Genomic DNA, 25,118 nt, shown 5'->3' on the forward strand with positions numbered 1-25,118 from the left:
CCCTATGCCTATCTCAAAGATGTGCTGACGCGCTTGCCGACGCACCGGGCGAGTGAGATTGACCAACTGCTGCCGCATCGGTGGGCGCCGGCTTAACTTACGCAAGGTGAGTTGGCCGGACGCTTACGCTTAACCGGCAAGGGATCTACCACCTGGATTTGTGGGCCGCGAACTTTATGCTGCCGACACATCATCTTAATGGTCTGAAGGTAATCGATCTGGATAATTGCTTTATTGGCAGCAGCGCGCATCAGAGCGAGACGCTGGGCTTCCAGTTCGGCCTTCTCTATCAGGACTCACTCAAGCAGTTCATTACAGAGGCGCATTACGACGCACTCGTCAGCACCTGTGTTGGCCACTTGAACGATATAGACCCAGTGCGTTTCCAGCCTTTCTACCAACGTTTCAAGCACCAATGTGCGGATCGAAAAGACCGCCGCCTAATCCCTCAACACGGCCTGCTGATCGATGGCAAGCCCAGCAAACCGCGATCCTGAAGCCATCGCTCAGCGCCGCCGCAACCTCAGCGCAAGCCGATAAGCCTGCAGATACGCCCAGGCCTCAACCTGCCCAGGCAACTTGCGCAACCCGCGCGCCATATTGCTGGCCAGGCTCTTTTTATCCCGACTGCGCCAGCTGCCTGCGTACAGGTGCCTGGCCAGCGGCCTTACATTCGCAGCGGCCTGCCCACGAGCGTCCGATAAAAGGCCGATCCCCAGCACCTGCTCGGCACCACGCCGCTCACTTTCACCCGCCCCAGAAAATCCCTGGGCAAGCAACAATCGACTGACCTCGTTGACATTAACCAACTCGGCCAGACGCCGCTCATCGAATCGGGTTGTGTCGTAATACTCGAGCATCTTGCGCGGCAACCAATGACCCGCGTTGACACCGATAATGGACGTTGCGAAACGCTGCCTGTCTTCAAGACCGATAAACAGATCAAGATCAAGCAGCCCATCGAAGCGCCCGCATACCTCCACATCCACATCCAGATAGATTCCGCCCTGAATACCCAATACATGCATGCGGGCATAATCGGCCACGAAGGCATAACGCCCAGCCGCATAGGCTGCGGACGTAAACGGATGGCTCGCCGGGTCGAAGTTCGACTCATCCCAACGCACTACTTCATAGTCAGGTAAGTGATAAGCCCAGGAGGCCAGGCAGCGCTTAGCCTGCAGGGGCAGAGGCTGCCCGCCAAACCAGCAGTAATGAATTTTGCGCACAATCATTGAACGACTCCTGGTGAACCGAACAGGACGCTCGGATCCCCCTTCAAGGGCGCAACCGGCCCCAGGCCAAAGTCACGCCGCATGTCATTAAGTCGCTCATACAGCTGTGAGACGCGAGCATCCAGGACCACCCCACTGGATAGCTGCCCTTCCTGAATGGCCAGATGACTCAGGTCCCGAGCCAGGCGCCCAAGCGCTGACTTCACCGGCCAACCAGGCGGGGTAACCGTGCGCCACTTATCTTTCCCCAGGCCGCTTCTGGCTAATCGGGCTTTCAGGCCATTCCCCAGGTGCTTCAGTGCTGACTTGCCGGAAATATAATGCGAGGGATCATAGAAGCCGTGAAGCTTGGTAATCTCCAGCGGCAAATCAAAAGCCTCACTCCAGTCGAGCCACTTATCCGTATTGAAATGGCGCCCAAAGCTCAACGCTCGCCAGGGAACCCGCAGGATATCGGCCAAAATGGCCCCATGCATGGCCTCGGCCAAGACTAAATCGGCACTGCGCAGACCTTGCAGAAAAGCATCGGCAGGCAGCAGCGGAGATAGAAAAGTAAGGCCACATTCAGCACAAAGCGCTTCCCAGTCGAGCAATCGCAACGACCGGTGGTGGGGCACAACGACCACACCACTGCGTTTTTTGGGTAATAACGCCCAGTCCAGAGTCGCCAACAGATAGGCTGCATCTGCGACCGCCGCTTGCACCGGCAACCCCAGTTTGGCTGCCGTACGCGCTCCGCGTACCGCATAGAAGCGCCAACGGGCATCTATCGGCGGAAGCTCACCATATCCCGCACCAGTGCCGAGGACCAGAATCTGCTGCATGCCTTGCAAACGTTCACAGAACTGTCGGTTCAACAAAGTCCCGACGCCCAGCAAGGCCACATCCTCCCCTGGGAAACCGCTCAGCAACTGATTCCACATCCAGGTATTGAGCTCGTCCCCGACATTGCCGCTACCGACCGGATAAACCACTTTCACCGCGAATCCTCTTCAACATGCGCGCCCATAACCGTGCGCGTCCCCCGCGCCAAACCAGCCGTCATCGCCAGACAGATGAAAAGCGGCAACCAGACAACAAACCACTCTTCCCGAGGCTTAACCCAGGGGCCAATCCCATCGGTGAAAAGAGCGAGGGTACTGAATCCATAAAGAGCGCATAGCGCAAGCCCATTGGCGGAGTCACGCCACGCTAGAGTCCTGAGAAACACGGCGAGCTGCAGACCCGACCAGAGAGCAAACCCTATGGCGCCAAACTGAATGGCAATATGCAGATACAGGTTATGCACATGCTCAAAGGATTTTTTCAGCTCGGCGACCGGCAGCAGGTAATCTGTGCCGACACCCAACCCCAGCCAGGGATGATTGAGGAACTGCTGGTAACCGGCCTGCAGCAGTTGGGGACGGTAAGACAAGCCACCGCGCAGCACGACCTCGGGTACAAGCCATACAGCCAGAGCGGTCACGAATATGCCGCTGCACAGCAGCCATAAGGTGTGCCGGGACGGCCTGCATATACAAGCGAAAGCAAGCGCAGCCAAAAAGGCCAGCAAGGGCCCTTTGCTTTTGGACATCAACAGAAAAGCCACAATCCCCATGCACGCAAGCAACCACACCCACGTGCGCATGCGAACGGCCAGAGAGTCGCGTAAAAACAGCAGCAACACACCCAGGGCACCGATGACCTGGGAGGCCAGTATCGTATGATCCAGGTGCCCAAGCGCCACAACTCGATGGGCCAAGGGTCGCGCATGCCAGCCATAGAAGCTGATCAAGGCCGCCCATGACAGCAGGCCAGTCAGCAGACAGGACACGGCGACAAGACGCCACAACAAGCGGCTGTCGAGGCATGCCAAGGCAACCCAGGCGTTGGCTGCAAGGAAGACGTAGAGGATGACCTTGAGACGTCCTGCGTCCCCACCCCAGAACACCGATAGCACTGTCCAGCTCGCGAACAACACCAGTAGCGCCAATAGCGGTCGATCCCAACTCCGGCGAACCTCCGGCACAAGCAGCAGCGCCATCAACCCCGGTAGCCAAGAAAAGGCGATCAGCCCCTGATGATAGAGCTTGTTGCTGGGAAGCAGCTGCATCCCCAGCAACAGCCAGCACAGGCCAATACCCAGCCACACGCGAAAGATGGCTCGTGCATCAAGCCCAAGCATCCAATCAAGCGCACGCCTCAATTGAACAGCGCCCCATAGCGCAATTTGGCCAGCCAACGACGAAAACGCTGACGCGTCTTGAGCTTAAACTTGCGCTCGACCTGCTCGATATCGCTCATATCGAATAGGCGCTGATGAGCCAGGATGGGCTCGACCATAAAGGCCCGCACACTGGGCAACAACTGCTCGGAGTAATACCAGTCGAGCGGCATCCCGCAGGCCGGCGCCTCAGCAAGAATGCGCTGGTAAAGGCTGGCACTTACCACATAGGCGTGCGCTAGGCGCACTCGATCCACCGCGCGCAGATTGCTCGAGACCCGCTTGCGTAGGCTGCCCTTCTTCAGGGTGCCGCCCAGATAAAGCAGATCCCATTGCTGATCGTCCAATTGAGCGGCTACACGGCGTAACACCACCTTGGTGTAACTCTCGAACTCACAGTCGTCTTCCAGGATCAGCACCGAAGCCTTAGCGCACTCACGCGCTCGACTGATCACGGCCAGATGGCTGTGCATACAGGCCCATGTAGCCTGCAGCTTGTGCTTGAAGGTCGGTCCAGGCCCATCAACCCGCAAGAGAAAGTCTTCCAGCGCCTGTGGCGGTGGATTAGCGGCCAGATCCCTAATGCTGATCGCGGAAAAACGCTCCGCCTCCAGCCCGGCTGACTGCAGGTTGTCCTGCATGCGTGCCCAGCGATCCGAGCGATGGTCCAGATTAATCACATAGGCACAATCGGCAATACGCCTGATCGGTTCCGGTGTCGTGGCTTTCAACGTGTCGTTATCCATAAACGGTTATATATCCACAGTCCCAACCAATGGCTGACTTTCGATCACCTCGCCGGCCAGCAGGCGCTCCAGCAATTCGAGGGTTCGCTCGAGGCCGGCCACGCCCTGAGCGAGGTGGTAGTCGGCAAAACGCCGCGCCGTTGCGCAATTTTGTACATACTCAGCTTCGATTTGCCGGCAACGCCGCTCCATTCCCTGGCGCGAATCCACGCAGCCCCCGAAGTATTGCTCCTGGGCGAAGATATCGGCCTGTCCACTGGCATTGGCGTAGATCACCGGACGCCCCGCCAACCCCGCCTCAATCACCGCGTTGGACATGATATTGACCACCACCGAGGCACGCGCCAAGGCCTCGGCCAGGCCACACTCGCGCGGCAGCACCTCGATATTATTCAGCGTCAGGGCCTGCTGCTGCCAGAACGGCACCCGGCTGCGCGGATGGGCTTTGATCAGCATCTGGTAAGCCGGATTTTCTGCCGCCCAGTCACGCAGCAACTCATAGGTGCGCTGGTAGCCCGCTTCCTTTTCCTTGTCCGGCCCGACCCCGAGCACCAGCAGCACGCGGCGAGCCGGATCGGCCGGGGGTAGGTCGAACGCGTTGTCGATCATGTGCGAGCCGGCCAACACTGCAGTCGAGGTGCCAAAACGCAGCTCACGCGCCTGCAGAGCCTCCAGCGAACTCTGGCCAAACAGGAAGTAATAGTCGTAGTCGTTCATGCCCAGGCGCCGCGAGCTTTCTACCGTCGTGGCGTGCGCCAGGTGAACGAGCAGACGCTGCCGCGCGTTCAGCGCCAGGCGCAGAAAAGGCGAATACAAACTGCCGTTGCGGTCATTCAGCACAACCTTGGCTGCATAGCGTTCAACCAGCCACTCGGCGTGTGCCGCATAGCCAAAATAACGCAGCGGCACGGGCTGTGACGGCCGCCGTAACAGGCGTTCGTGAAGAATAGTTTGTGCCTCGGGCAGGGCCGTTTCGATCAACACGTGACCACGACCCCGCAAGGCTTCAATCAGCAGTTTCTTGCGCTGAAAAGCAATTACCTTGGGCGCTGACTGCAGGAGCAGCAAGTCGCACGACTCGCTATCGACCTGCGCCGCCAGGCGCCAATGCGCCACCAAGCCGAACACCCCATCGCTCAGCGCTTCGCGCATAAAACGTAGGGCGCTACCAAACCAGCCATAGCGCTCGCGCAGCAGCAGCCAACGGTAGCGATCCAGAGCGGCGGCTTTGCGCGCCCAGAGCAGATCCATGGACTCGGCGCTCATGGCGAGTGCAACTCCGCCAGTTGTGGCAATGCCCAGAAACTCTGGCGCACTGCCGCATCGGAAAAAACCTCCAGCAAACGTTGCGCCATCCGCTGCTGCAGCGCCGGGTCTGCCGGCTCCTGCGCCTGCCGTACCAGGGCCTGAGCCAGGGCCATGGCATCGCCCTGGGGGAACAGCAGACCACAGCCGGCTATCACCTCGCGGCCACCCCCGCAGTCGCTGCCGATCAGCGGCACTGCGGCGGCCATGGCCTCCAGTAGCACCATGCCGAACGGCTCGTGATCGGAGCTCAGGGCAAACACATCGAAGGCCTTGAAGTAGTTGCGAGCATTCGGCACCTGGCCGAGAAAGCGCACCGACTCGCCCACACCCAACTCGCTGGCGAGGCCCTTCAACGCCGCCTCCAGCTTACCGCTACCCATGATCGCCAGCAGGCTGCCTGCAGGCAGCTGCGGCAGGGCCTGGGCGAAGCCACGGATCAGGGTGGCCTGGTCCTTGTCCGGATGCAGACGACCGACATTGCCGACCACCCAGGCATCTTGCGGCAGACCAAGAGCATCACGAGCAGGGGCGCGACCACACTGAGCAGCCTGCACAGCGGCAATATCGATTCGGTTATACAGGGTCTCGATACGTTCGAGCGGCCACCCCGGCAAGCAGGTGCGTATCTCGTCGCGTACCGCACCGGACACCCCGAGCAGGGTTAAACGGCGGCGAAAATAATTGACGAACAGCTGGCGAGAACGCCGCTGGTACACGCCAAAGGCATGCTGCACGCCGATCACGGGCAGATCGCTACCCAGCAGGGCGATATAGATAGGTTTGAAGCGATGGGCGATGCACAACTTAAAGTCGCGCGAGGTAGCGATGCGCTTGAGGTCGCGGATAGCCCTGAGTTTGAGCCCGCGCACTTGCCGACTGGAATAGTCGAGAAAAATCACCTCATCAGAAGCCGAGCCTTGCTCAACTTCAGCACTCGGCTTACCGGTCAGATAGACCGTGCACACCTTGTACGGCGTACCGACAAACAGCGCGGCATACTGCCGCGCGCAATCGAGGAAGGGGCCGTCGTAGCCGTGGCAAAACTGCAAAACCCACGGCTGACCAGCCCCCTCGGCCTCAGACGTGGTCATACCAGTCCTTGCCGTCCTTGACCACCAGGATGTCTTCCATGATCAGGTACTGCAGATCCGAACCGTAGAACATATTCAGCGCATCGGTAGGCGAGCAGATCATCGGCTCACCGCGGCGGTTGAGCGAGGTGTTTAGCGACACACCGTTGCCGGTGAGTTTTTCCAGCTCGAGCATCATGTCGTAGTAGCGCGGGTTGTATTCGCGCTTGAGCACCTGGGCGCGCGAGGTGCCGTCTTCGTGCACCACCTCGGATACGCGGGTCTTCCACTCTTCGTTGACTTCGAAGGTGAAGGTCATAAAGGGGCTGGGGTGATCGACCTTGAGCATCTGCGGGCCGACGGTATCGAGCATCGACGGGCAGAACGGCCTCCAGCGCTCGCGGAACTTGATCTGCTCGTTGATGCGGTCGGCCACGCCCGGCACGCTCGGGCAACCGATGATCGAACGACCGCCGAGGGCGCGCGGGCCGAACTCCATACGGCCCTGGAACCAGGCCACGGGGTTGGCGTCGACCATGATCTTGGCGATGCGCTGCGGCATATTGTCGATACGCTTGAATACCGGCTTGCTCGGGTGGCGAGCACAGGCGGCGATCACCTCTTCGTTGGAGTAGGACGGGCCGAGGTAGACATGCTCCATCTTCTCCACCGGCACGCCGCGCTGGTGCGAGACGTAGGCGGCCGCGCCGACCGCGGTACCGGCGTCGCCGGAGGCCGGCTGGACGAACAGTTCCTTGACGTCGTCCCTGGCGATGATCTTCTGGTTGAGCTTGACGTTCAGCGCGCAGCCGCCGGCGAAGGCGATCTTGCCGGTCTCGCGAATGATGTCACCGAGGTAGTGTTCCATCATCTGCAGCGCCAGCTTTTCGAACAGCGCCTGCATGCTGGCGGCGTAGTGAATGTACGGGTCATCGGCGATATCGCCCTGACGCTTCGGCCCCAGCCAGTCGATCAGCTTCTTGGAGAAGTAGAAGCCCTTGCCGTTCTCTTTATAGCGGCGCAGGCCGATGACGTTGGCGTACTCGGTGTTGATCACCAGTTCACCGTTTTCAAACTTGGCCAGACGCGAAAAATCGTACTTGCTGGCATCGCCGTAAGGGGCCATGCCCATCACCTTGAACTCGCCGTCGAGCATCTCGAAGCCGAGGAACTCGGTGATCGCGCCGTACAGGCCGCCGAGGGAATCCGGGTCGTAGAATTCCTTGATCTTGTGGATCTTGCCGTTCTCGCCGTAGCCGAAGAAGGTGGTGGCGTACTCGCCCTTGCCGTCGATGCCGAGGATCGCCGTCTTCTCGGTAAAGCCCGAGCAGTGGTAGGCGCTGGCGGCATGGGCCAGGTGGTGCTCGACCGGCTCGATCTTGATCTTCTTCAGGTCGAAGCCAAGCTGCTGCAGGCACCACTGGATGTGTTTGTAGTAGCGCTTGTAGCGGCGGTTGCCCATCAGGATCGCGTCGAGGGCGCGGTCCGGTGCGTACCAGTAGCGCTTGGCGTACTGCCAGCGGGCCTTCTCGAAGATACTGATTGGCGCAAACGGAATGGCTACCACGTCGACATCGGACGGCTTGATCCCGGCCTGTTCCAGGCAGAACTTGGCCGATTCGTAGGGCATGCGGTTCTTCGCGTGCTTGTCGCGCACGAAGCGCTCTTCTTCGACGGCCGCGATCAGCTTGCCGTCGATATACAGGGCGGCGGAAGGATCATGGCTGAGGGCGCCGGACAGGCCGAGAATGGTCAGTGCCACTGGTTTTGCCTCTTTTAGTCTGCTGAGCCGACGGCGGGCGTCAGCGGTATACGTTGGTTGAGCAGCTTGAACAGCTGGGAATCAGCCGGCCAGTTGCGCAGAAAACGGGCGCGGTCGCGGGCGTAGGCCTTGGCGAAACTGCGCGCATTGCGGTGTTGCTGCATGGCGTCGAGGTCGATCAACGACCAACGATCCAGGCGTTCATCCCAGAACAGATTGCTCCCCTTGAAATCGCCGTGGCTGATGCGCTCGCGCAGCAAGGCAGCGAACAGACGATCCAGTGCCAATAGCTCGGTTTCCGGGGGCGATCCGTCATGGAACGCCTGAAAGCGCGCGATTATATCCTGCCCACCGCAGTATTCGGTAATCAGGTAGGCGCGCCCACGCAACCAGCACCAACGCCGCTCTAGCACGGCCAACGGCTGCGGCGTAGCGATACCCAACAGCAGCAGGCGATTGCCCTCGACCCAGCTGTGCCAGGCGCGGCTGGGTCGCCAGAAACGTTTAAGCCAGTGGGCCAGGCCCTTGATGTTGTAGCGTTTGACCACCAGCTGGCGCTCGCCTTGGCGCACCAGGGCAACCGTGGCAGAACCGCCCAGTTTTAGGGCGCGCCCCTGGGCCAGCAGCGCATCGGGCTGTTCGAGCAATGGCGCAAGTTCACCCAGACGCTCACGACGCACCACGCGCAAACCAAACGCCCCGAGCTTGGCGCTGAACAGGCTGCACTCGCGGGCAATCTTCTTCATATAGTCGCGCAGACGCCAGCGCCTGACCTTATCGACCTCAGCCAGCAGCGCCTCCAATGGCAGTGCGTGTTCGCCATTGGCCAGCAGGTAATGCACCAGCAGCTCTTCGATAAAGGGCTGCACTTCAGCCGGCAACTGGGCGAAGAACATGCCAAGGTTTTCCAGCACCCGGGCCCGCGACAGCGGCTTGCCCGCAACTTCCACGCGCACCCCGCCGCCGTCGATAAGCGACACGCGGCCGGCATGACGCAGCAGGTTGTCCAGGTGCAGGTCGGCCTGCCATAGCCCCCGGCCGTGCATCTGCGCGATCACGGCCAAGGCCTCAGCCAGCACAGCCTGCTGCGCCTCACTCAGCGGCGGCTGATGTTCCACCGCCCGCCAGGCATCCCACAGGCTTTCTGCGTCCTCGAGGTAGTCGAACAACAACCAGCCACCCTCGCCCGCCTGCCACCCCTGAGCCAGCAGCTCGGGCGTGTGCAGGCCTTGCTCGGCAAGCAGGCGCGCGCCCTGCAACTCGCGCTGAAAATGCCGCTCGGCCTTGCTGCCGACCAGAATCTTGGCCAGCACCGGTCGACCGCGCCACAGGGCGACGCCGACGTAACGCTGATCCGGCAACACCCGTAACAGGCGTTGCAACTCCAGCACTTCGTCAGCCAGTTCGAGGCGCAGCGGCAGCTCCGGTGCGCGGCCGGCCTGGGCCAGTTGAGCAAGCTGCATCAACGCGTCTCCTTATGCCGACGGCGCGCACCCAGTTGCTGCCACCAACCCTCGACGTCACCCGCCGCGCCCAGATAGGCCGCCAGCAGTTCGCGCACCTCGGCCTCGCCCCAGACGCTGGCCCGACGCAGCAACGGCTCCAGATCCTTGATCCGGTCGCGCCGACCGAACAACAGCGGCCGGGTTTTTTCCAGGTCGATCAACTGTGCGGCGAAACCTGCGCCATCAGCCTTGAGGAAAATATGCTTGGGATAGAAACAACCGTGCATCTGCCCGGCACCGTGCAGCTGCTGCGCCAGCTCACCGCAAGCGCGCAGGATGGCCTGGCGAGTGGCGACTGGCGCAGCACTCCAGCCCTGCAACCAGTGCTCAAGGTCGTACCAACCGTCCAGGGCACGGGTGAGCAGAATGGCGCGGCGTTCGCTAGGCAAACGCCGCTCGGCGAAAAAGGCCGCCTGCAACGCCGGAATACCGAGCCGGCGATACGCCTGAATATTGCGAAATTCGCGGGCAAAGGTCGGCTCGCCAAACGGATGCAACAGGCTGCGGGTCAGGTGATTGCTCTGGCGCTTGAGGTAGAAGGCCGCGCCGTCCAGCTCGAGGCGATACACGCTGCTCCAGCCGCCGCGCTCGGTATTGGGCTCGTCGACCGCTTCCAGCTGCAAAGCCCACAACGCGTCAAAACTGGCCAGCCCACGATTTTCGAGGACGGCTCGGTCTGCGGCCGCGACAAAATCACTCATTCCCGCCCCTCGAAGAATTTGACGATGCTGCGCACCTTGCGTTTGTCCGCCGCACTCAAGCGCGCGTGACCACGGTATTGCAGGTAGAAGCGCAGACGCTGAGTGCGACTCAGCTGGTATTTGGCCACTTTGTCCAAGCAGGCGAGGTCCTTGATCATGCGGTAACTGAGCAACGGCCCCCACCAGAACGCCCCGGTTGGACAATCGATCAGAAACAACTCGACCTGGTCATTGACCAGCAGATTGCGCCACTTCAAATCGTTATGGGTGAAGTGATGGTCATGCAGGATGCGGGTCGCGCGCGCCAGTTGCACACTGACGCGTTCAACCCAGTGCCGATCGGCCAGGCGCGGGTCGTTACGACTCGCCAGCAGCGCCAGGTCTTCGGTACGCAGCAACTCGCGGGTGATCAGCGCGCCACGCACAAAGACGCCACCCTTGCGCTCCTGGCCATAGGCCACGATGGGCGCGGTGGGAATGCCCCACTTGGCAAAATACTTGAGGTTTTGCCACTCGGCCTTGACCCGCGGCCGGCCGATATAACGGCGCAGGCCCTTGCCCGCGCCCCAGTAACGCTTGACGTAATAACGCACGCCAGCACGCTCAACCAGGATCACCTCCGACAGCGGATCGCGGGTCAGACGCTGACCCTGCAAGGCGAATACCGCCTGTAGCGAGCCAAACGCCTCACTCAACCCTGCGTACGCAGAAGCCAGATTCCAGCCTGACATCAGCGCGCCTCGCACTGCGGCGCGGCGGCGCCGACCGCCGTATAGCGCCCTAAGGCCTCGACAATTCGCCCAACCGGCACAAACGGCCGCCAGATATAGTCACCATCCAACCACTTGAAGCGAAAGCGCGGAGCCAGCACCATCGCCGTGCTATTGAACCCAGGGCGCCAGACAAAACGTGCATGACGTCGGGCAATCGTGAAGGTGCGCAGCCCCATCATCGAGCCGAGATGCCCGCCCCCTGAATCGTTGGCAATAACCGCAGCTGCACCGGCCATATGCGCCATCAAGGCGCGAATATCGACGAAGGTGAGCACCGCAAAACCAGCAAAGTAGTCCTTCAACTCATCCGCCTCATGCGGCAGGCCAATAAACTCGACCTGCCAACCACAGTTGCCGAGCGACTGAGCCAGGCGTTTGAAACCACGCATAGAATAATTTTTCTTGCTATGCGGGGACGTGGGGAAAATCAAAACCCGATTGTCCGGTTCGCGGCGCAGACTGGGGCAGAGCATGTCCAACGAGTCACTCACCGGGATGCCATACACCGTTGCCACATAGCGGTCGATCCATTCGCGCATCGACAGGCCCGCACGCGAGTGCAGGCAGAACGGCATGCTGGCGGCCTTAAAAGACTGCCCCGCAACAACCACATCGCGCCCCTGCAGAGGGATATTGCGAGGCAGCTTCTTCGCGGTGACATAGGCAATATTGTTGCGCTCAAGGCAGCGCTCACGCTCGTTGGGGTCTTGCGTCAATTGGTTGAAATAAGCGATGACCAAGTCGCATTCGTCAGATATCTGCAACAAATCCAGGTCGCTGGAAGACTCCACCTGCAGCCAGGGAAAAAACGCCCGGGCAGAGAACAGTGGAGTGGAAAAAAAACGTATCTGCGCTCCCGCCTGATGGAACTGCCAGGCCAGGTGCAGATACAGGGTCACATCCCCTAACGCCCTGGGGGGCAGTACTGCGACAGTCAACCCCTGGAATTTCATTGCACAACTCCTTCAAGCCCATTCGACACGACAGGCACTCCGCCTATCGCCACTTACAGCGCACCGCCATAACGCTGCTTGCGCGCATACAGCGCATTCGCCTTGCGTTCCAGCCAGATCAGCAGCGAGCGCTCAGTGCTGAGCGTCTGGCGCAGCGACTGTTGCCCCTTCAGCACAGCAAAGTAAGTGCGCAGAAAGCGCAGCTTGTCGCCCCGGGTCAGGCCGATATCCATGATTGAGAAATACAACGCTGCCAGGTCCTTGTTGCGCCAGCGCAGCGGCACGCTGCGGCGGATCTGGGCGCGGTGCAGGTCGATCACCGACAGGCGAAAATCCTCGGCGGTTACCGGTTGATCGGTGTGCAGCAGGAAGTGGCAGATATAGCAGTCACGGTGATTGACCCCGGCGCGGTGCATGCTGCCGAGCATGTTCGCCACTTCCTTGATCAGTGCCCACTTCAGCCGTGGTTCGGGCGGCTGCTGTGCCCAGTTCAGGCTCAGTTGCTCAAGGTCGGTGGTCGGCGCCAGTTCTTCGGTAACGATAAAGGAATGTTGCGCCGCCGGGTTGTTGCCGCGCTCGCCATAGGCCACCGCGGTCATGGTGGCGACACCGACCTCGCTCAGGCGCGCAATGGCCTCCCATTCCTGGCGCGCACCGAGCACCGGCAGCTTGGCGGTGAGCAAGTTCTTAGCGATCTCACCCCAACCGATGCCGCGATGAATCTTGACGAAATAACCACGCCCGTCGACCTCGGTGCGCAGCGTGCGGCGGCCTTCCAGCTCGCGGTACACCTGCCCTTGTAGCGCTTCGACGGCAGCGAAGGCATCGCGGCCGGCCCACAGACTTTTAAAGGGTTCAGCCAGCACCAGCTTCATGGACGTGTCGCCAGGATGATGTCGGCCGCGTGTTGCGGCATGGAATACAGGTCGGCGCTGTCGGCATAAGCCAGACCGTTGCGGCCCCAGAAGGCGCGGCGCGCATCATCGGCCAGCATATCGGCGAGCAGGTGATTGAGCCTGTCCTGCTCAAACGGGCTGGCCAGCACCCGCCCGGCATCCGCTGCGGCGATGTAGTGGGCATAGCCGCACACGTCCGTCACCAGCACCGGCAAGCCGGACACCAGCGCCTCCAGCAGCACGGTGCCGGTGTTCTCGTTGTAGGCCGGGTGGATCAGCAGGTCGGCCCCCAGCAGGAAACGCGGGATATCGCTGCGCCCCTTGAGAATCTGTACCTGATCGGATACGCCCAGGGCCTTGGCCTGCAGCTGGAACGCCCGTGGATCATCCTGACCGATGGCGATCAGCCGGGTACGCTGCTTGAGATTACGCGGCAAGGCGGCCAGGGCCTTGAGGCTGCGATCCAGGCCCTTGGTCTTGAAGCCAGAGCCGATCTGCACCAGCAACAGGTCGTTATCCGCCAGCTTGAACTCGGCGCGAAATTCGGCGCGGGTCTCAGCGGCGTTGGCCGGCGCGCGGCGATCCGCAGCGATGCCCGGCGGCAGCAGGTGAAAGCGCTGCAGCGGGGTGTGGTAATGCTTGATAAACAGCGGCTGCTGCACTTCGGAGATCATCAGAATCTCGGTCTTCGACTCGGGCGCAAACACCGCACGCTCGTAATCGGCGAAATGTTTGTAACGCCCCCAGCGTTTGTATAACGGGTTACGCAGGGTCTGCGCCTTGTCTTCATAGCAACCATCGGCGGCGTAGTAGACGTCCAGGCCGGGCATCTTGTTAAAGCCAATCAGCCGATCCACCGGACGCTTGGCCAGGTCAGCCTCGACCCAGGCAGTGAGCTTTTCATTGCGTTTGTGGTTGAACAACGCCTTGACCGGCACCACCACCACCTCGAAACCCGCCGGCACTTCACCTTCCCAGATCGGCGTATAGACGCGAATGGCATGACCGCGCGCCTGGCACTCCAGGGCGATGCGCATAAAGTCGCGCTGCAGGCCGCCGAACGGGAAGTACTTGTAAAGAATAAAAGCGAGTTGCATCAGACAACGTCCTCGGCCAGCAGCAGGGCCTGCAATTGCGTGGCGACACGCTCGGCATCCAGGCCGTCGAAACAGGGCTTGTGCCGATCACCCGAGCCGGCGTTCGGCCCGGTGGCGCACAGGTGCACCTGGCCACGGCCATAGGCACCGACGCGCCCCGGCAAGGTCGGCCCGTACAGGGAAATACTCGGCACATCCAGCGCGGCCGCCAGATGGCCCAGCCCGGTATCGACGGCTACACAAGCGCTGGCGCCGGCGATCACTTTCGCCACGCCTGCAAGATTTAATCTGGGCAGCACCGCCGCATTTTCAATCCCGGCGGCAATTCGCTCGGCGCGGGCTTTCTCAGCCTCATTGCCCCAAGGCAGGCGCACGGCCCAGCCTTGCGCACTCATCTGTTCGGCCAGCGCACGCCAGTCGGCCTCCGGCCAGTGTTTGCTGGGCCAGGTGGTGCCGTGCAGAAACAGCAAATAGGGTTGCGGCGACTGGTCCGCCAGCTGCGCACGGTTCAGGCCGTAATCGCCGACAGCGGCCGGCAGCGCATAGCCCAGTGCCTGGGCGAATAGCTGGCGGGTGCGTTCAAGCGCATGCTGATCTTTCGCTACCGCATAGGTACGCTGGTAAAAGCGGCTGGCCAGCGGCTCACGCGCGGAATCACGGTTCAATCCGGCAATCGGCGCCTTGACGTAACGGGTCAGCCAGGCACTTTTCAGCAGGCCCTGGGCGTCGATTACCAAGTCATATTTGACCGCACCGAGGCGCTGCTTAAAGCGCTGCCACTCAGCGTTTTTCAGGGTTTGCCAGAGGTGCTTGCGCCAACGGCGAATCGCCACCGGAATCACCTGCGCCACCGCCGGGTGCCAGGCGGGAATCTCGGCAAAACCCTCTTCCACCACCCAGTCGAACTGAATCCCGGGAATCGCCCGCGCCGCATCGGTCAGCGCCGGCAGGGTGTGCACCACATCGCCCAGCGAAGAGGTCTTGATCAACAGTACCCGCAAGCTATTCAACCTCGACCGGGTCGCTGACCAGGCGATCCAGCGCCTCGATCACCGGGCGCGGCTTGAGCTGGCCCAGGCAGTTGTAGTGGCCGAAACGGCAGGTACGGTCGAAACAGGGGCTGCACTCCAGGCCCAGACGGACGATTTCCACCTGCTCGGCCAGCGGCGGAGTAAAGCCTGGCGAAGTCGAGCCATAAACCGCCACCAGCGGGCGATTCAGCGCGGCCGCCACATGCATCAGCCCAGAGTCATTCGACACCACGGCGGCCGCACAGGACAGCAGGTCGATAGCTTCGGCCAGGCTGGTTTCGCCGGCCAGGTTCACCGCTTCCTCACGCAGGCCGGGAATCAGCCGGCTGCGAATGTCTTCGCCAACCGGGTGATCATTCTTCGAGCCGAATATCCACACCTGCCAGCCAGCGCGAATCTTCAGTTCAGCGACCTTGGCGTAATGCTCGCTCGGCCAGCGCTTGGCTTCACCGAACTCGGCCCCTGGACACAGCGCCAGCACCGGGCGATCCAGGCTCAGGTCGAACGTGGCCAGGGCGGCGTCGCGGCTCTGCGCGTCGATCTGCAAGGCTGGACGCGGATAGGGCTGCGGCAATAGAGCACCCGGCTCGAAAGCCAGCGCCATAAAGCGCTCGATCATCAGCGGATAGCGCTGTTTATCCAGCACGCGGATATCGTTGAGCAGGCCGTAGCGCAGCTCGCCCTTCCAGCCGGTGCGCTTGGGAATACCGGCGAAAAACGGCACCAACGCGGATTTCAGCGAGTTGGGCAGCAGAATCGCCTGGTCGTATTGGCCAGCCAGGGACTTGCCGATCTTGCGCCGCGTCGCCAGCTCCAACACGCCATGGCCGAGCGGAAAGCTCAGGGCCTGACGCACTTCGGGCATGCGTTCGAGAATCGGCCGACTCCATTCGGGGGCCAGCACATCGATTGCACAGCCGGGGTGGCGCTGTTGCAAACACTGAAACAGCGTCTGCGCCATCACCATATCGCCCACCCAGCTGGGGCCTACGATCAGTATTTTCATGCCTATTCCAGAAACGACCGGGGAGGCTTTCGCCTCCCGGACAGACTCAACGCTCGATTATCAGCCTAGTCTGCATCGTGTGATGGGTATCGCTGCGCTCAACCCATCCTACAAAGCAGGCCGCTTATTTAACCAGGGTGCGCCACTCAGCGTGGGCAGCGGTCTTGCCGGTGACCAGATCGAAATAGGCGGTTTGCAGCTGCTCGGTCACCGGGCCGCGGCGGCCTGCGCCGATCTGCCGACCATCGACTTCACGAATCGGCGTGACTTCGGCGGCGGTGCCGGTGAAGAAGGCCTCGTCGGCGATATACACCTCGTCGCGGGTGATGCGCTTTTCGATCACCTGAATGCCATGCTCGGCGGCCAGGGTCAGAATGGTGTTACGGGTAATACCGTTCAGGCAGGAGGTGACTTCCGGGGTGTAGATCACGCCGTTACGCACCAGGAAGATGTTCTCGCCCGAACCTTCGGCCACATAGCCTTCGGTATCCAGCAGCATGGCCTCGTCGGCACCGCCGGAGATGGCTTCCTGCAGCGCCAGCATCGAGTTGATGTAGTTGCCGTTGGCCTTGGCACGGGTCATCGAGATATTCACGTGGTGGCGGGTAAAGGAGCTGGTGCGCACCTTGATGCCGACCTGCAGGGCTTCGTCGCCCATATAGGCGCCCCAGTTCCAGGCCGCAACGATCACCTGGGTTTTCAGGCCGCTGGCGCGCAGGCCCATGGCTTCCGATCCGTAGAACACCATGGGGCGGATATAAGCGCTTTCCAGGTTGTTCTCGCGCACGGCGGCGCGGGTGGCTTCGTTGATTTCATCTTTGCTGAACGGAATCTTCATGCCCATGATGTGGGCCGAGTCGAACAGGCGGTCGGTGTGCGCCTCCAGGCGGAAAATCGCCGTGCCTTGCGGGGTGTTGTAGGCGCGCACGCCCTCGAACACGCCCATGCCGTAGTGCAGGGTATGGGTCAGCACGTGGGTGGTCGCGTTGCGCCACGGCACCAGCTCGCCGTCATACCAGATCACGCCATCACGATCGGCCATCGACATAGTTGCCTGCTCCTCAGATTCGATTGGTACAGCATTGGCCGGCCACCCTGGGTGCCCGACATCCTTATATTCAGCTCAAGCCCAGCGTTCGCCAGATACGCATCACCGTGCGCCGCTCATCGGCAAACTGCTCACCGCTGACCACCCCAGGCTGCTTTTGCAGGGCCTGACGGTGCGCCGCCGAACGGTAGGCCTTGTAGATATCCTGCAGCAGGCGGGCATCTTCACCCGGTAGCAAGCCGACCCGCTCCAGCCCTTCCAGAATGCGAATATTGTCAGTGAACTCAAGCAATTCCGGGTACTGGCGCGACCAGGCCAGGGCCGCGTATTGCACCATAAATTCAATATCGACGATACCTCCGGCGTCCTGCTTGAGGTCGAACGGCGCGCTGGCCTCGAAGGCATTGGCTGCCGTACCAGCCGCGGTGGCCTTGCTGCCGAGGTTATCGCGCATTTTCGCGCGCATCTCGCTGACCTCGCTACGCAGCGTGGCCAGGTCGCGCTCACGCCCCAATACCCCGGCGCGCACTGCCTCGAACGCCTTACCAACCCGCGCACAACCGACCAGCACCCGCGCCCGCACCAGGGCCTGATGCTCCCAGGTCCAGGCCTCGCCCTGCTGGTAACGCTCGAAGGCGCCCAGCGAGCTGACCAACAGGCCCGCCGCGCCGGACGGTCGCAGGCGCATATCCACTTCATAGAGCTGGGCGGAGTTGGTCTGGGCGGTCAGCAGGTGAATGATGCGCTGACCCAGGCGATTGAAGAACTGCGCGCCGTCGATGGACTTGACCCCATCGGTCTCGGCCTGGGGATCGCCATCGTGGATAAACACCAGATCGAGGTCCGAACCATGGCCCAGCTCGATGCCGCCGACCTTGCCGTAGCCGACGATGACGAAATCCGGGTCGCAGATACTGCCATCGGCGCGCCGCGGCGCCCCGTATTTGCTCACCGTATGCCGCCAGGCCAGGGCCAGCACCTGATCGAGAATCGCCTCGGCCAGCCAGGTCAGGTAGTCGCTGACCTTCATCAGCGGCAGGCTGCCGGCAATTTCCGAGGCGGCCACGCGCAGCCGATGCGCCAGCTTGAAATGGCGCAGCGCCTCCATCTGCTGCTCCAAATCCTCCTCGGGAATGCGCATCAGCCGCTCGCGCAGCTCGGCCGCCAGCTCGGGGGCCAGCGGCGGCTTGAACAGCCGCCCTTCATTCAGTAGCTCATCGAGCAGCAGCGGGAAGCGGGTGATCTGCTCGGCGATCCACGGGCTGGCCGCGCACAGGGTCAGCAGGCGCTGCAACGCACTGGGGTTCTCGGTCAGCAGCACCAGATAGGCCGAACGCCGCGCCACAGCCTCGATCAGCGGCAGTACGCGCTCCAGCACCAGATCCGGATTTTCATGCTCCACCGCTTGCGCCAGCAGACGCGGAATAAAGGCATCCAGACGTTCGCGACCGAGGCGCTGCATGGCGCGCACCTGATTGCCATTGCGCAGCCCCGCCAGGCGCTGCCAGGCCGACTGCGGCTCGGCAAAGCCGGCCTCGGCCAGCTGCCGGCACGCAGCTTCTGCGTCCTGCACATCTTCCCAGAGCGGCAACCATTCGCAGCCCACGGCCTCTTCGACCGGCGCACCGCCCTGCTCTTCATCAGGGTCGGCGATCACCTGGCGAAAGTGCCAATCGACCCGGCCGCGCCAGTGCATCAACTGCTTGTGGAACGCCGGCCAGTTGTCGAAACCCATGATCAAGGCCACCCGCGCCCGGTCCCGATCATTGTCCGGGAGCATCTGCGTCTGCCGGTCATCGATGGCCTGCAGCGCATGCTCGGTGTAACGCAAAAAGGCATAGCCGTCGCGCAGCTCATCGGTCACCGCAGGCGGCAGGTAGCCCTGATCGCGCAGGGTATTCAGCACCGCAAACAGCGAACGCTGCTGCAGGCTGAGGTCGCGACCACCGTGAATCAGCTGGAAGGCCTGGGCGATAAACTCCACCTCGCGGATGCCGCCGGCACCCAGCTTGATGTTCTCGGCCATGCCCTTGCGCCGCACTTCCTGCTGAATCAGCTGCTTCATCGCGCGCAGCGCTTCAATTGCCGAGAAGTCCAGATAACGCCGGTAAACGAAGGGCCGCAGCATCTCCAGCAGCTGCGCGCCGGCGACCTGATCGCCGCCGACCACCCGCGCCTTGATCATCGCGTAGCGTTCCCAGTCGCGGCCCTGATCCTGGTAGTACTGCTCCAGCGCGTTAAAGCTGAACACCAGCGAGCCGGCAGACCCATACGGCCTCAAGCGCATATCGGTGCGGAAGACGAAGCCCTCGACGGTGATCACGTCCAGCGCCTTGATCAGCTTCTGGCCGAGACGGATAAAGAATTCCTGATTATCCAGCGGACGCTTCACCCCTTCGGTTTCGCCGCCTTCGGGGTAGCCGAAGATCAGGTCGATATCCGAAGACAGGTTCAGCTCATGCGCGCCCAGCTTGCCCATGCCGAGGATGACCATATGCTGCGCCTGGCCGCTGCGCCGGCCGATGGGCGTGCCGAACTGCGTGCAATGGCGCGGATAGAGCCACTGATAGGCCAGATCGATACAGGCATCGGCCAGGTCGGAGAGGTCGCGGCAGGTTTCGATCAGGTCGGCCTGGCGGCTGATATCGCGCCAGATAATCCGCAGCTGCTGACGGTTGCGGTAACGCCGCAAGCGCCGCCCCAGCTCGTCGTCGTCAGCGCACTCGGCCAAGGCCTGGGCCAATTGGCCGCGTAATTCGCCCGCCCCCAGGCTGCGCTCCAGCTCACCGCTGGCGGCCAGATCGAGCAGCATCTGCGGGTCACGCAGGCCCTGCTGCACCACGAAATCACTGGCGGCGCCCACCCGCTGCAAGGCCTCAAGTCGCGCGCTCGGCCAACCTGCGAAAGCCGCGGCGGCCTCGCTGGAGAGGCTGGCAAAGGCGTGCTGCAGGGACTGTTCGGCGCGCAGTGCAAGGGGGGACAAGGCAGCAGGCAAAGAGGCCAGCGCGGGCAGGCTCATGGTCTATCCTTTTTAGCGATCTGCCAGTGCAACGATCATGGATGGCACCACCCACGCTAGAGCGGCTCGAATCACTGGCAGAAAAATAATTGTAGTTTTACTACCAAAGATTGTATCCAAAAGGCTGAAATCGGCGTCGGAATGTAGTAAAACTACACGCAGCCGGTCCTACCCCCGGTCAATCCAAGAATTCACGCGGCCACTCACGAAGTCGGCCACGAAACCTGGCCTCCGATTCTGGAAGCCTTTCCGCCCTGGAGCAAGCCATGCAAGACCTCGATCCCGTCGAAACCCAGGAATGGCTGGACGCCCTTGAGTCCGTCCTCGATAACGAAGGCGAAGACCGCGCACATTACCTGATGACCCGTATGGGCGAGCTGGCCACCCGCAGTGGTTCACAGCTGCCGTATGCGATCACCACGCCCTACCGCAACACCATCCCGCTGACCCACGAAGCACGCATGCCGGGCGACCTGTTTATGGAACGCCGCATTCGCTCGCTGGTGCGCTGGAACGCGCTGGCCATGGTCATGCGCACCAACCTGAAAGATTCCGACCTGGGCGGCCACATCTCCAGCTTCGCCTCCTCGGCGACCCTGTATGACATCGGCTTCAACTACTTCTTCCAGGCGCCGACCGAGGAGCACGGCGGCGACCTGATCTTCTTCCAGGGCCACGCCTCGCCCGGCGTTTACGCCCGCGCCTTTATGGAAGGCCGGATCAGCGAAGAGCAGATGAACAACTTCCGCCAGGAAGTCGATGGCAAGGGCTTGTCGTCCTACCCACACCCCTGGCTGATGCCGGACTTCTGGCAGTTCCCGACTGTCTCCATGGGCCTGGGCCCGATTCAGGCGATCTACCAGGCGCGCTTTATGAAGTACCTGGAAGCGCGCGGCTTTATCCCGGCCGGCAAGCAGAAGGTCTGGTGCTTTATGGGCGACGGCGAGTGCGACGAGCCGGAATCCCTCGGCGCCATCTCCCTGGCCGGCCGCGAAAAGCTCGACAACCTGATCTTCGTCATCAATTGCAACCTGCAGCGCCTCGACGGCCCGGTGCGCGGTAACGGCAAGATCATCCAGGAACTCGAAGGGGTGTTCCGTGGCGGTGGCTGGAACGTCAACAAGGTGGTCTGGGGCCGTTTCTGGGACCCACTGCTGGCCAAGGACGTCGACGGCATCCTGCAGCGCCGGATGGACGAAGTGATCGACGGCGAATACCAGAACTACAAGGCCAAGGACGGCGCGTTCGTCCGTGAGCACTTCTTCAACTCGCCGGAACTCAAGGCGATGGTGGCCGATCTGTCCGACGACGAGATCTGGAAGCTCAACCGTGGCGGCCACGATCCGTACAAGGTCTATGCGGCCTATCACCAGGCGGTCAACCACAAAGAGCAGCCGACCGTGATCCTGGCCAAGACCGTCAAGGGTTATGGCACCGGCGCCGGTGAAGCGAAGAACACCGCGCACAACACCAAGAAGGTCGATGTCGACAGCCTCAAGCAGTTCCGCGATCGTTTCGACATCCCGGTCAAGGACGACGAGCTGGAAAACCTGCCGTTCCTCAAGCCAGAAGCAGGCAGCGCCGAAGCCCGTTACCTGAGCGAACGCCGCGCCGCCCTCGGTGGTTTCGTGCCGCAGCGCCGCGCCAAGAGCTTCAGCATCCCAACGCCGCCGCTGGACACCCTCAAGGCCATCCTCGACGGTTCGGGCGACCGGGAAATCTCCACCACCATGGCCTTCGTGCGCATCCTCGCGCAGCTGGTCAAGGACAAGGACATCGGCTCGCGTATCGTCCCAATCATCCCGGACGAAGCGCGTACCTTCGGTATGGAAGGCATGTTCCGTCAGCTCGGTATCTACTCCTCGGTCGGCCAGCTGTATGAGCCGGTGGATAAGGACCAGGTGATGTTCTACCGCGAGGACAAGAAGGGTCAGATCCTCGAAGAGGGCATCAACGAAGCCGGCGCCATGAGCTCGTTTATCGCTGCCGGTACGTCGTACTCCAGCCATAACCAGCCGATGCTGCCGTTCTACATCTTCTATTCGATGTTCGGCTTCCAGCGCATTGGCGACCTGGCTTGGGCCGCAGGCGACAGCCGCACCCGTGGCTTCCTGATCGGCGGCACCGCCGGGCGTACCACGCTGAACGGCGAAGGCCTGCAGCACGAAGACGGCCACAGCCATATGCTGGCCGCGACCATCCCCAACTGCCGCACCTATGATCCGACCTACGGCTATGAGCTGGCGGTGATCATCCAGGACGGCATGAAGAAGATGACCGAGCAGCAACAGGACGTTTTCTACTACATCACCGTGATGAACGAGTCCTACCAACAGCCGGCCATGCCGGCCGGCGTCGAAGACGGCATCATCAAGGGCATGTACCTGCTCGAAGAGGACAAGAAGGAAGCCGCGCACCATGTGCAGCTCCTCGGCAGCGGCACCATCCTGCGTGAAGTGCGCGAAGCGGCGAAGATTCTGCGTGACGAGTTCAACGTCGCGGCAGACGTATGGAGCGTGACCAGCTTCAACGAACTGCGCCGCGACGGCCTGGCCGTGGAACGCAGCAACCGCCTGCACCCGGGCCAGAAGCCCAAGCAGACCTATGTGGAAGAGTGCCTGAGCGGCCGCAAAGGCCCGGTGATTGCCTCCACCGACTATATGAAGCTGTTCGCCGAACAGATTCGCCAGTGGGTGCCGAGCAAGGAATTCAAGGTACTGGGCACCGACGGCTTCGGCCGCAGCGACAGCCGCAAGAAGCTGCGCCACTTCTTCGAAGTGGACCGTAACTGGGTGGTGCTGGCGGCCCTGGAAGCCCTCGCCGACCGGGGTGATATCGAACCGAAAGTGGTGGCCGAGGCCATCGCCAAGTTCGGCATCAACCCGGAAAAACTCAACCCACTGGACTGCTAAGGAGCGAAACGATGAGTGAATTGATTCGCGTACCCGACATCGGTGGTGGTGAGGGTGAAGTAATCGAACTGATGGTCAAGGTCGGTGATCGCATCGAGGCCGATCAGAGCGTGCTGACCCTGGAGTCGGACAAGGCCAGCATGGAAATCCCCGCGCCGAAAGGCGGCGTGGTGAAAAGCCTGAAAGTAAAGCTGGGTGACCGCCTGAAAGAAGGCGACGAACTGTTTGAGCTGGAAGTCCAAGGGGCAGCCGAAGCAGCACCCGCGGCGCCTGCCGCAGCACCGGCCGAAGCGCCCAAAGCCGCTGCAGCTCCCGCACCAGCCGCCGCACCTGCTGCTGCGCCCGCCGCAGCGACAGCCAGCAGCGTGCAGGACGTGCATGTGCCGGACATCGGCTCGGACGGCAAAGCCAAGGTCATCGAGATTCTGATCAAGGTCGGCGATAGCGTCGAAGCCGAGCAGTCGCTGATCACCCTGGAGTCGGACAAGGCCAGTATGGAAATCCCCTCGCCGGCTGCCGGCGTGGTGGAAAGCATCAGCGTCAAACTGGAAGACGAAGTCGGCACCGGTGATTTCATCCTCAAGCTGAAAGTAGCCGGCGCCGCTGCAGCACCCGCTGCTGCCGCAGCCCCGGCACCCGCCGCTGCGCCTGCCAGTGATGTGCACAAGGTTCCGGCCGGTGCGCATCCGGCGGTCGCTGCCGAAGTCAGTGCGATTGCCTCCCTGGCAGCAGCCGCTGCCAGCGTTGCCGCCGCGCCCAAGCGTGACGGCGCCAAGGTGCATGCGGGCCCGGCTGTGCGTCAGCTCGCTCGCGAGTTCGGTGTCGAGTTGTCCGCCGTAGCGGGCACCGGGCCGAAAGGTCGCGTACTCAAAGAAGATGTACAGGCGTACGTCAAAGTAATGATGCACAAGGCCAAGGAAGCCCCAGCCGCCGGCGCAACTGGCGGTGCCGGTATTCCGCCGATCCCGGTGGTGGACTTCAGCAAGTTTGGTGAAATCAAAGAAGTGGCGATGACCCGCCTGATGCAGGTCGGCGCCAACAACCTGCATCGCAGCTGGCTCAACGTGCCACACGTGACGCAGTTCGATTCGGCCGATATCACCGAGCTGGAAGCCTTCCGCGTGGCGCAGAAAGCCGTGGCGGAAAAGGCCGGGGTCAAGCTCACCGTGCTGCCGTTACTGCTCAAGGCCTGCGCCTTCCTGCTCAAGGAACTGCCGGACTTCAACAGCTCGCTGGCGCCGAGCGGCAAAGCGATCATCCGCAAGAAATACGTGCATATCGGCTTTGCCGTGGACACCCCGGATGGCCTGCTGGTGCCGGTGATCAAGAACGTCGAGCAGAAGAGCCTGCTGCAGCTCGCCGCCGAAGCCGCCGTACTGGCGGAGAAGGCGCGCAGCAAGAAGCTCTCGGCTGATGACATGCAGGGCGCCTGCTTCACCATCTCCAGCCTCGGCCACATTGGCGGCACCGGCTTTACGCCGATCGTCAACGCGCCGGAAGTGGCGATTCTCGGTGTGAGCAAGGCGACCATCCAGCCGGTCTGGGATGGCAAGGCCTTCCAGCCCAAGCTGATGCTGCCGCTGTCGCTGTCCTACGACCACCGGGTGATCAATGGCGCCGCTGCGGCGCGCTTTACCAAGCGCCTCTCCGACGTGCTGGGCGATATCCGCACCATGCTGCTGTAACAACCTGCTTCAACTTTCGAGCAGCCACGCTCGTATCCTCGACCCCGCCCATTTAGGCGGGGTTTTTTTTAGGCTATGTACTCATTACCTGTTGCTCCGTGCTGTAGACCTTTGCAGGAGCGGGCTTGCCCGCGAAAGCCGGCAACGCAAAAGCATCGCGGGCAAGCC

The 25,118-nt window shown here is 61.9% G+C and carries 21 protein-coding genes; 4 read left to right on the forward strand and 17 right to left on the reverse strand.

Annotation, left to right across the window (positions count from 1 at the left end):
* Together WA145_RS04535 and WA145_RS04540 are read left to right on the forward strand one after the other, a co-directional pair.
* Nucleotides 1-96 (forward strand): transposase domain-containing protein (locus WA145_RS04535; RefSeq protein WP_422580437.1); only part of this gene is annotated, 96 nt, incomplete at its 5' end.
* An 80-nt stretch (nt 97-176) separates the two neighbouring features.
* Complete coding sequence (locus WA145_RS04540; protein WP_422580417.1) at nt 177-497, forward strand: hypothetical protein; 321 nt, start codon at nt 177-179, stop codon at nt 495-497.
* A gap of 9 nt (nt 498-506) precedes the next feature.
* On the opposite strand, the gene WA145_RS04545 is transcribed toward WA145_RS04540, so the two are convergent.
* The 17 genes from WA145_RS04545 to glnE all read right to left on the reverse strand — a co-directional run bounded on the left by WA145_RS04545 (nt 507) and on the right by glnE (nt 20,353).
* On the reverse strand, nt 507-1,235 hold the full coding sequence (locus tag WA145_RS04545) for a glycosyltransferase family 32 protein (protein WP_422580418.1): 729 nt from the start codon (nt 1,233-1,235) through the stop codon (nt 507-509).
* Nucleotides 1,232-2,215, reverse strand: a complete 984-nt coding sequence (locus tag WA145_RS04550; RefSeq protein ID WP_422580419.1) for a hypothetical protein — start codon at nt 2,213-2,215, stop codon at nt 1,232-1,234. Before WA145_RS04550 ends, WA145_RS04545 begins: the two co-directional genes overlap by 4 nt.
* Nucleotides 2,212-3,366, reverse strand: coding sequence for an O-antigen ligase family protein (locus WA145_RS04555; protein WP_422580420.1), 1,155 nt, complete (start codon nt 3,364-3,366; stop codon nt 2,212-2,214). Before WA145_RS04555 ends, WA145_RS04550 begins: the two co-directional genes overlap by 4 nt.
* Before the next feature lie 50 nt (nt 3,367-3,416).
* Nucleotides 3,417-4,184: a glycosyltransferase family 25 protein gene (locus tag WA145_RS04560; RefSeq protein ID WP_422580421.1), complete on the reverse strand. Its 768-nt coding sequence runs from the start codon at nt 4,182-4,184 to the stop codon at nt 3,417-3,419.
* A gap of 6 nt (nt 4,185-4,190) precedes the next feature.
* Nucleotides 4,191-5,450 carry a capsule biosynthesis protein gene (locus WA145_RS04565; RefSeq protein ID WP_422580422.1) on the reverse strand — a complete coding sequence of 420 codons (1,260 nt, stop codon included), beginning with the start codon at nt 5,448-5,450 and terminating at the stop codon, nt 4,191-4,193.
* A complete protein-coding gene (locus tag WA145_RS04570; RefSeq protein ID WP_422580423.1) occupies nt 5,447-6,583 on the reverse strand; it encodes a glycosyltransferase in 1,137 nt (378 codons plus the stop codon). Before WA145_RS04570 ends, WA145_RS04565 begins: the two co-directional genes overlap by 4 nt.
* Entirely contained in the window at nt 6,570-8,324 is a 1,755-nt protein-coding gene (locus tag WA145_RS04575; RefSeq protein WP_422580424.1) for a carbamoyltransferase, read from the reverse strand. The genes WA145_RS04570 and WA145_RS04575 overlap by 14 nt, the downstream gene beginning before the upstream one ends.
* 14 nt (nt 8,325-8,338) lie before the next feature.
* Entirely contained in the window at nt 8,339-9,787 is a 1,449-nt protein-coding gene (locus WA145_RS04580) for a lipopolysaccharide kinase InaA family protein (RefSeq protein WP_422580425.1), read from the reverse strand.
* Nucleotides 9,787-10,530, reverse strand: a complete 744-nt coding sequence (locus tag WA145_RS04585; protein WP_422580426.1) for a lipopolysaccharide kinase InaA family protein — start codon at nt 10,528-10,530, stop codon at nt 9,787-9,789. Before WA145_RS04585 ends, WA145_RS04580 begins: the two co-directional genes overlap by 1 nt.
* On the reverse strand, nt 10,527-11,261 hold the full coding sequence (locus WA145_RS04590) for a lipopolysaccharide kinase InaA family protein (protein WP_422580427.1): 735 nt from the start codon (nt 11,259-11,261) through the stop codon (nt 10,527-10,529). The genes WA145_RS04585 and WA145_RS04590 overlap by 4 nt, the downstream gene beginning before the upstream one ends.
* Nucleotides 11,261-12,256 (reverse strand): glycosyltransferase family 9 protein, encoded by a 996-nt coding sequence (locus tag WA145_RS04595; RefSeq protein WP_422580428.1) that lies wholly within the window; start codon nt 12,254-12,256, stop codon nt 11,261-11,263. Before WA145_RS04595 ends, WA145_RS04590 begins: the two co-directional genes overlap by 1 nt.
* A gap of 53 nt (nt 12,257-12,309) precedes the next feature.
* Nucleotides 12,310-13,131: a lipopolysaccharide core heptose(I) kinase RfaP gene (gene rfaP, locus WA145_RS04600; RefSeq protein ID WP_422580429.1), complete on the reverse strand. Its 822-nt coding sequence runs from the start codon at nt 13,129-13,131 to the stop codon at nt 12,310-12,312.
* Nucleotides 13,128-14,249, reverse strand: a complete 1,122-nt coding sequence (locus WA145_RS04605) for a glycosyltransferase family 4 protein (protein ID WP_422580430.1) — start codon at nt 14,247-14,249, stop codon at nt 13,128-13,130. The genes rfaP and WA145_RS04605 overlap by 4 nt, the downstream gene beginning before the upstream one ends.
* Entirely contained in the window at nt 14,249-15,250 is a 1,002-nt protein-coding gene (gene waaC, locus WA145_RS04610; protein WP_422580431.1) for a lipopolysaccharide heptosyltransferase I, read from the reverse strand. Before waaC ends, WA145_RS04605 begins: the two co-directional genes overlap by 1 nt.
* A 1-nt stretch (nt 15,251) precedes the next feature.
* Nucleotides 15,252-16,286 carry a lipopolysaccharide heptosyltransferase II gene (gene waaF, locus WA145_RS04615; RefSeq protein WP_422580432.1) on the reverse strand — a complete coding sequence of 345 codons (1,035 nt, stop codon included), beginning with the start codon at nt 16,284-16,286 and terminating at the stop codon, nt 15,252-15,254.
* 124 nt (nt 16,287-16,410) lie between these two features.
* Entirely contained in the window at nt 16,411-17,334 is a 924-nt protein-coding gene (locus tag WA145_RS04620) for a branched-chain amino acid transaminase (protein WP_422580433.1), read from the reverse strand.
* 70 nt (nt 17,335-17,404) lie between these two features.
* Nucleotides 17,405-20,353: a bifunctional [glutamate--ammonia ligase]-adenylyl-L-tyrosine phosphorylase/[glutamate--ammonia-ligase] adenylyltransferase gene (glnE, locus tag WA145_RS04625; protein WP_422580434.1), complete on the reverse strand. Its 2,949-nt coding sequence runs from the start codon at nt 20,351-20,353 to the stop codon at nt 17,405-17,407.
* Nucleotides 20,354-20,619: 266 nt separating this feature from the next.
* Between glnE and aceE the strand changes: the two genes are divergently transcribed.
* A complete protein-coding gene (aceE, locus tag WA145_RS04630; protein WP_422580435.1) occupies nt 20,620-23,265 on the forward strand; it encodes a pyruvate dehydrogenase (acetyl-transferring), homodimeric type in 2,646 nt (881 codons plus the stop codon).
* An 11-nt stretch (nt 23,266-23,276) separates the two neighbouring features.
* Nucleotides 23,277-24,950 (forward strand): dihydrolipoyllysine-residue acetyltransferase, encoded by a 1,674-nt coding sequence (gene aceF / locus WA145_RS04635; protein WP_422580436.1) that lies wholly within the window; start codon nt 23,277-23,279, stop codon nt 24,948-24,950.
* The last annotated feature ends 168 nt before the right edge of the window (nt 24,951-25,118 follow it).

It is taken from the genome of Pseudomonas sp. (genome assembly GCF_049301935.1).
Classification (GTDB): Bacteria; Pseudomonadota; Gammaproteobacteria; order Pseudomonadales; family Pseudomonadaceae; genus Aquipseudomonas.

Bases quoted from the DNA above. Each gene is read 5' to 3' on its own strand.
- WA145_RS04540 (WP_422580417.1), top strand. From the start codon at position 177: ATGCTGCCGACACATCATCTTAATGGTCTGAAGGTAATCGATCTGGAT.
- WA145_RS04545 (WP_422580418.1), bottom strand. From the start codon at position 1,235: ATGATTGTGCGCAAAATTCATTACTGCTGGTTTGGCGGGCAGCCTCTG.
- WA145_RS04560 (WP_422580421.1), bottom strand. From the start codon at position 4,184: ATGGATAACGACACGTTGAAAGCCACGACACCGGAACCGATCAGGCGT.
- WA145_RS04565 (WP_422580422.1), bottom strand. From the start codon at position 5,450: ATGAGCGCCGAGTCCATGGATCTGCTCTGGGCGCGCAAAGCCGCCGCT.
- WA145_RS04570 (WP_422580423.1), bottom strand. From the start codon at position 6,583: ATGACCACGTCTGAGGCCGAGGGGGCTGGTCAGCCGTGGGTTTTGCAG.
- WA145_RS04580 (WP_422580425.1), bottom strand. From the start codon at position 9,787: ATGCAGCTTGCTCAACTGGCCCAGGCCGGCCGCGCACCGGAGCTGCCG.
- WA145_RS04585 (WP_422580426.1), bottom strand. From the start codon at position 10,530: ATGAGTGATTTTGTCGCGGCCGCAGACCGAGCCGTCCTCGAAAATCGT.
- WA145_RS04590 (WP_422580427.1), bottom strand. From the start codon at position 11,261: ATGTCAGGCTGGAATCTGGCTTCTGCGTACGCAGGGTTGAGTGAGGCG.
- WA145_RS04595 (WP_422580428.1), bottom strand. From the start codon at position 12,256: ATGAAATTCCAGGGGTTGACTGTCGCAGTACTGCCCCCCAGGGCGTTA.
- rfaP (WP_422580429.1), bottom strand. From the start codon at position 13,131: ATGAAGCTGGTGCTGGCTGAACCCTTTAAAAGTCTGTGGGCCGGCCGC.
- WA145_RS04605 (WP_422580430.1), bottom strand. From the start codon at position 14,249: ATGCAACTCGCTTTTATTCTTTACAAGTACTTCCCGTTCGGCGGCCTG.
- waaF (WP_422580432.1), bottom strand. From the start codon at position 16,286: ATGAAAATACTGATCGTAGGCCCCAGCTGGGTGGGCGATATGGTGATG.
- WA145_RS04620 (WP_422580433.1), bottom strand. From the start codon at position 17,334: ATGTCGATGGCCGATCGTGATGGCGTGATCTGGTATGACGGCGAGCTG.
- glnE (WP_422580434.1), bottom strand. From the start codon at position 20,353: ATGAGCCTGCCCGCGCTGGCCTCTTTGCCTGCTGCCTTGTCCCCCCTT.
- aceE (WP_422580435.1), top strand. From the start codon at position 20,620: ATGCAAGACCTCGATCCCGTCGAAACCCAGGAATGGCTGGACGCCCTT.
- aceF (WP_422580436.1), top strand. From the start codon at position 23,277: ATGAGTGAATTGATTCGCGTACCCGACATCGGTGGTGGTGAGGGTGAA.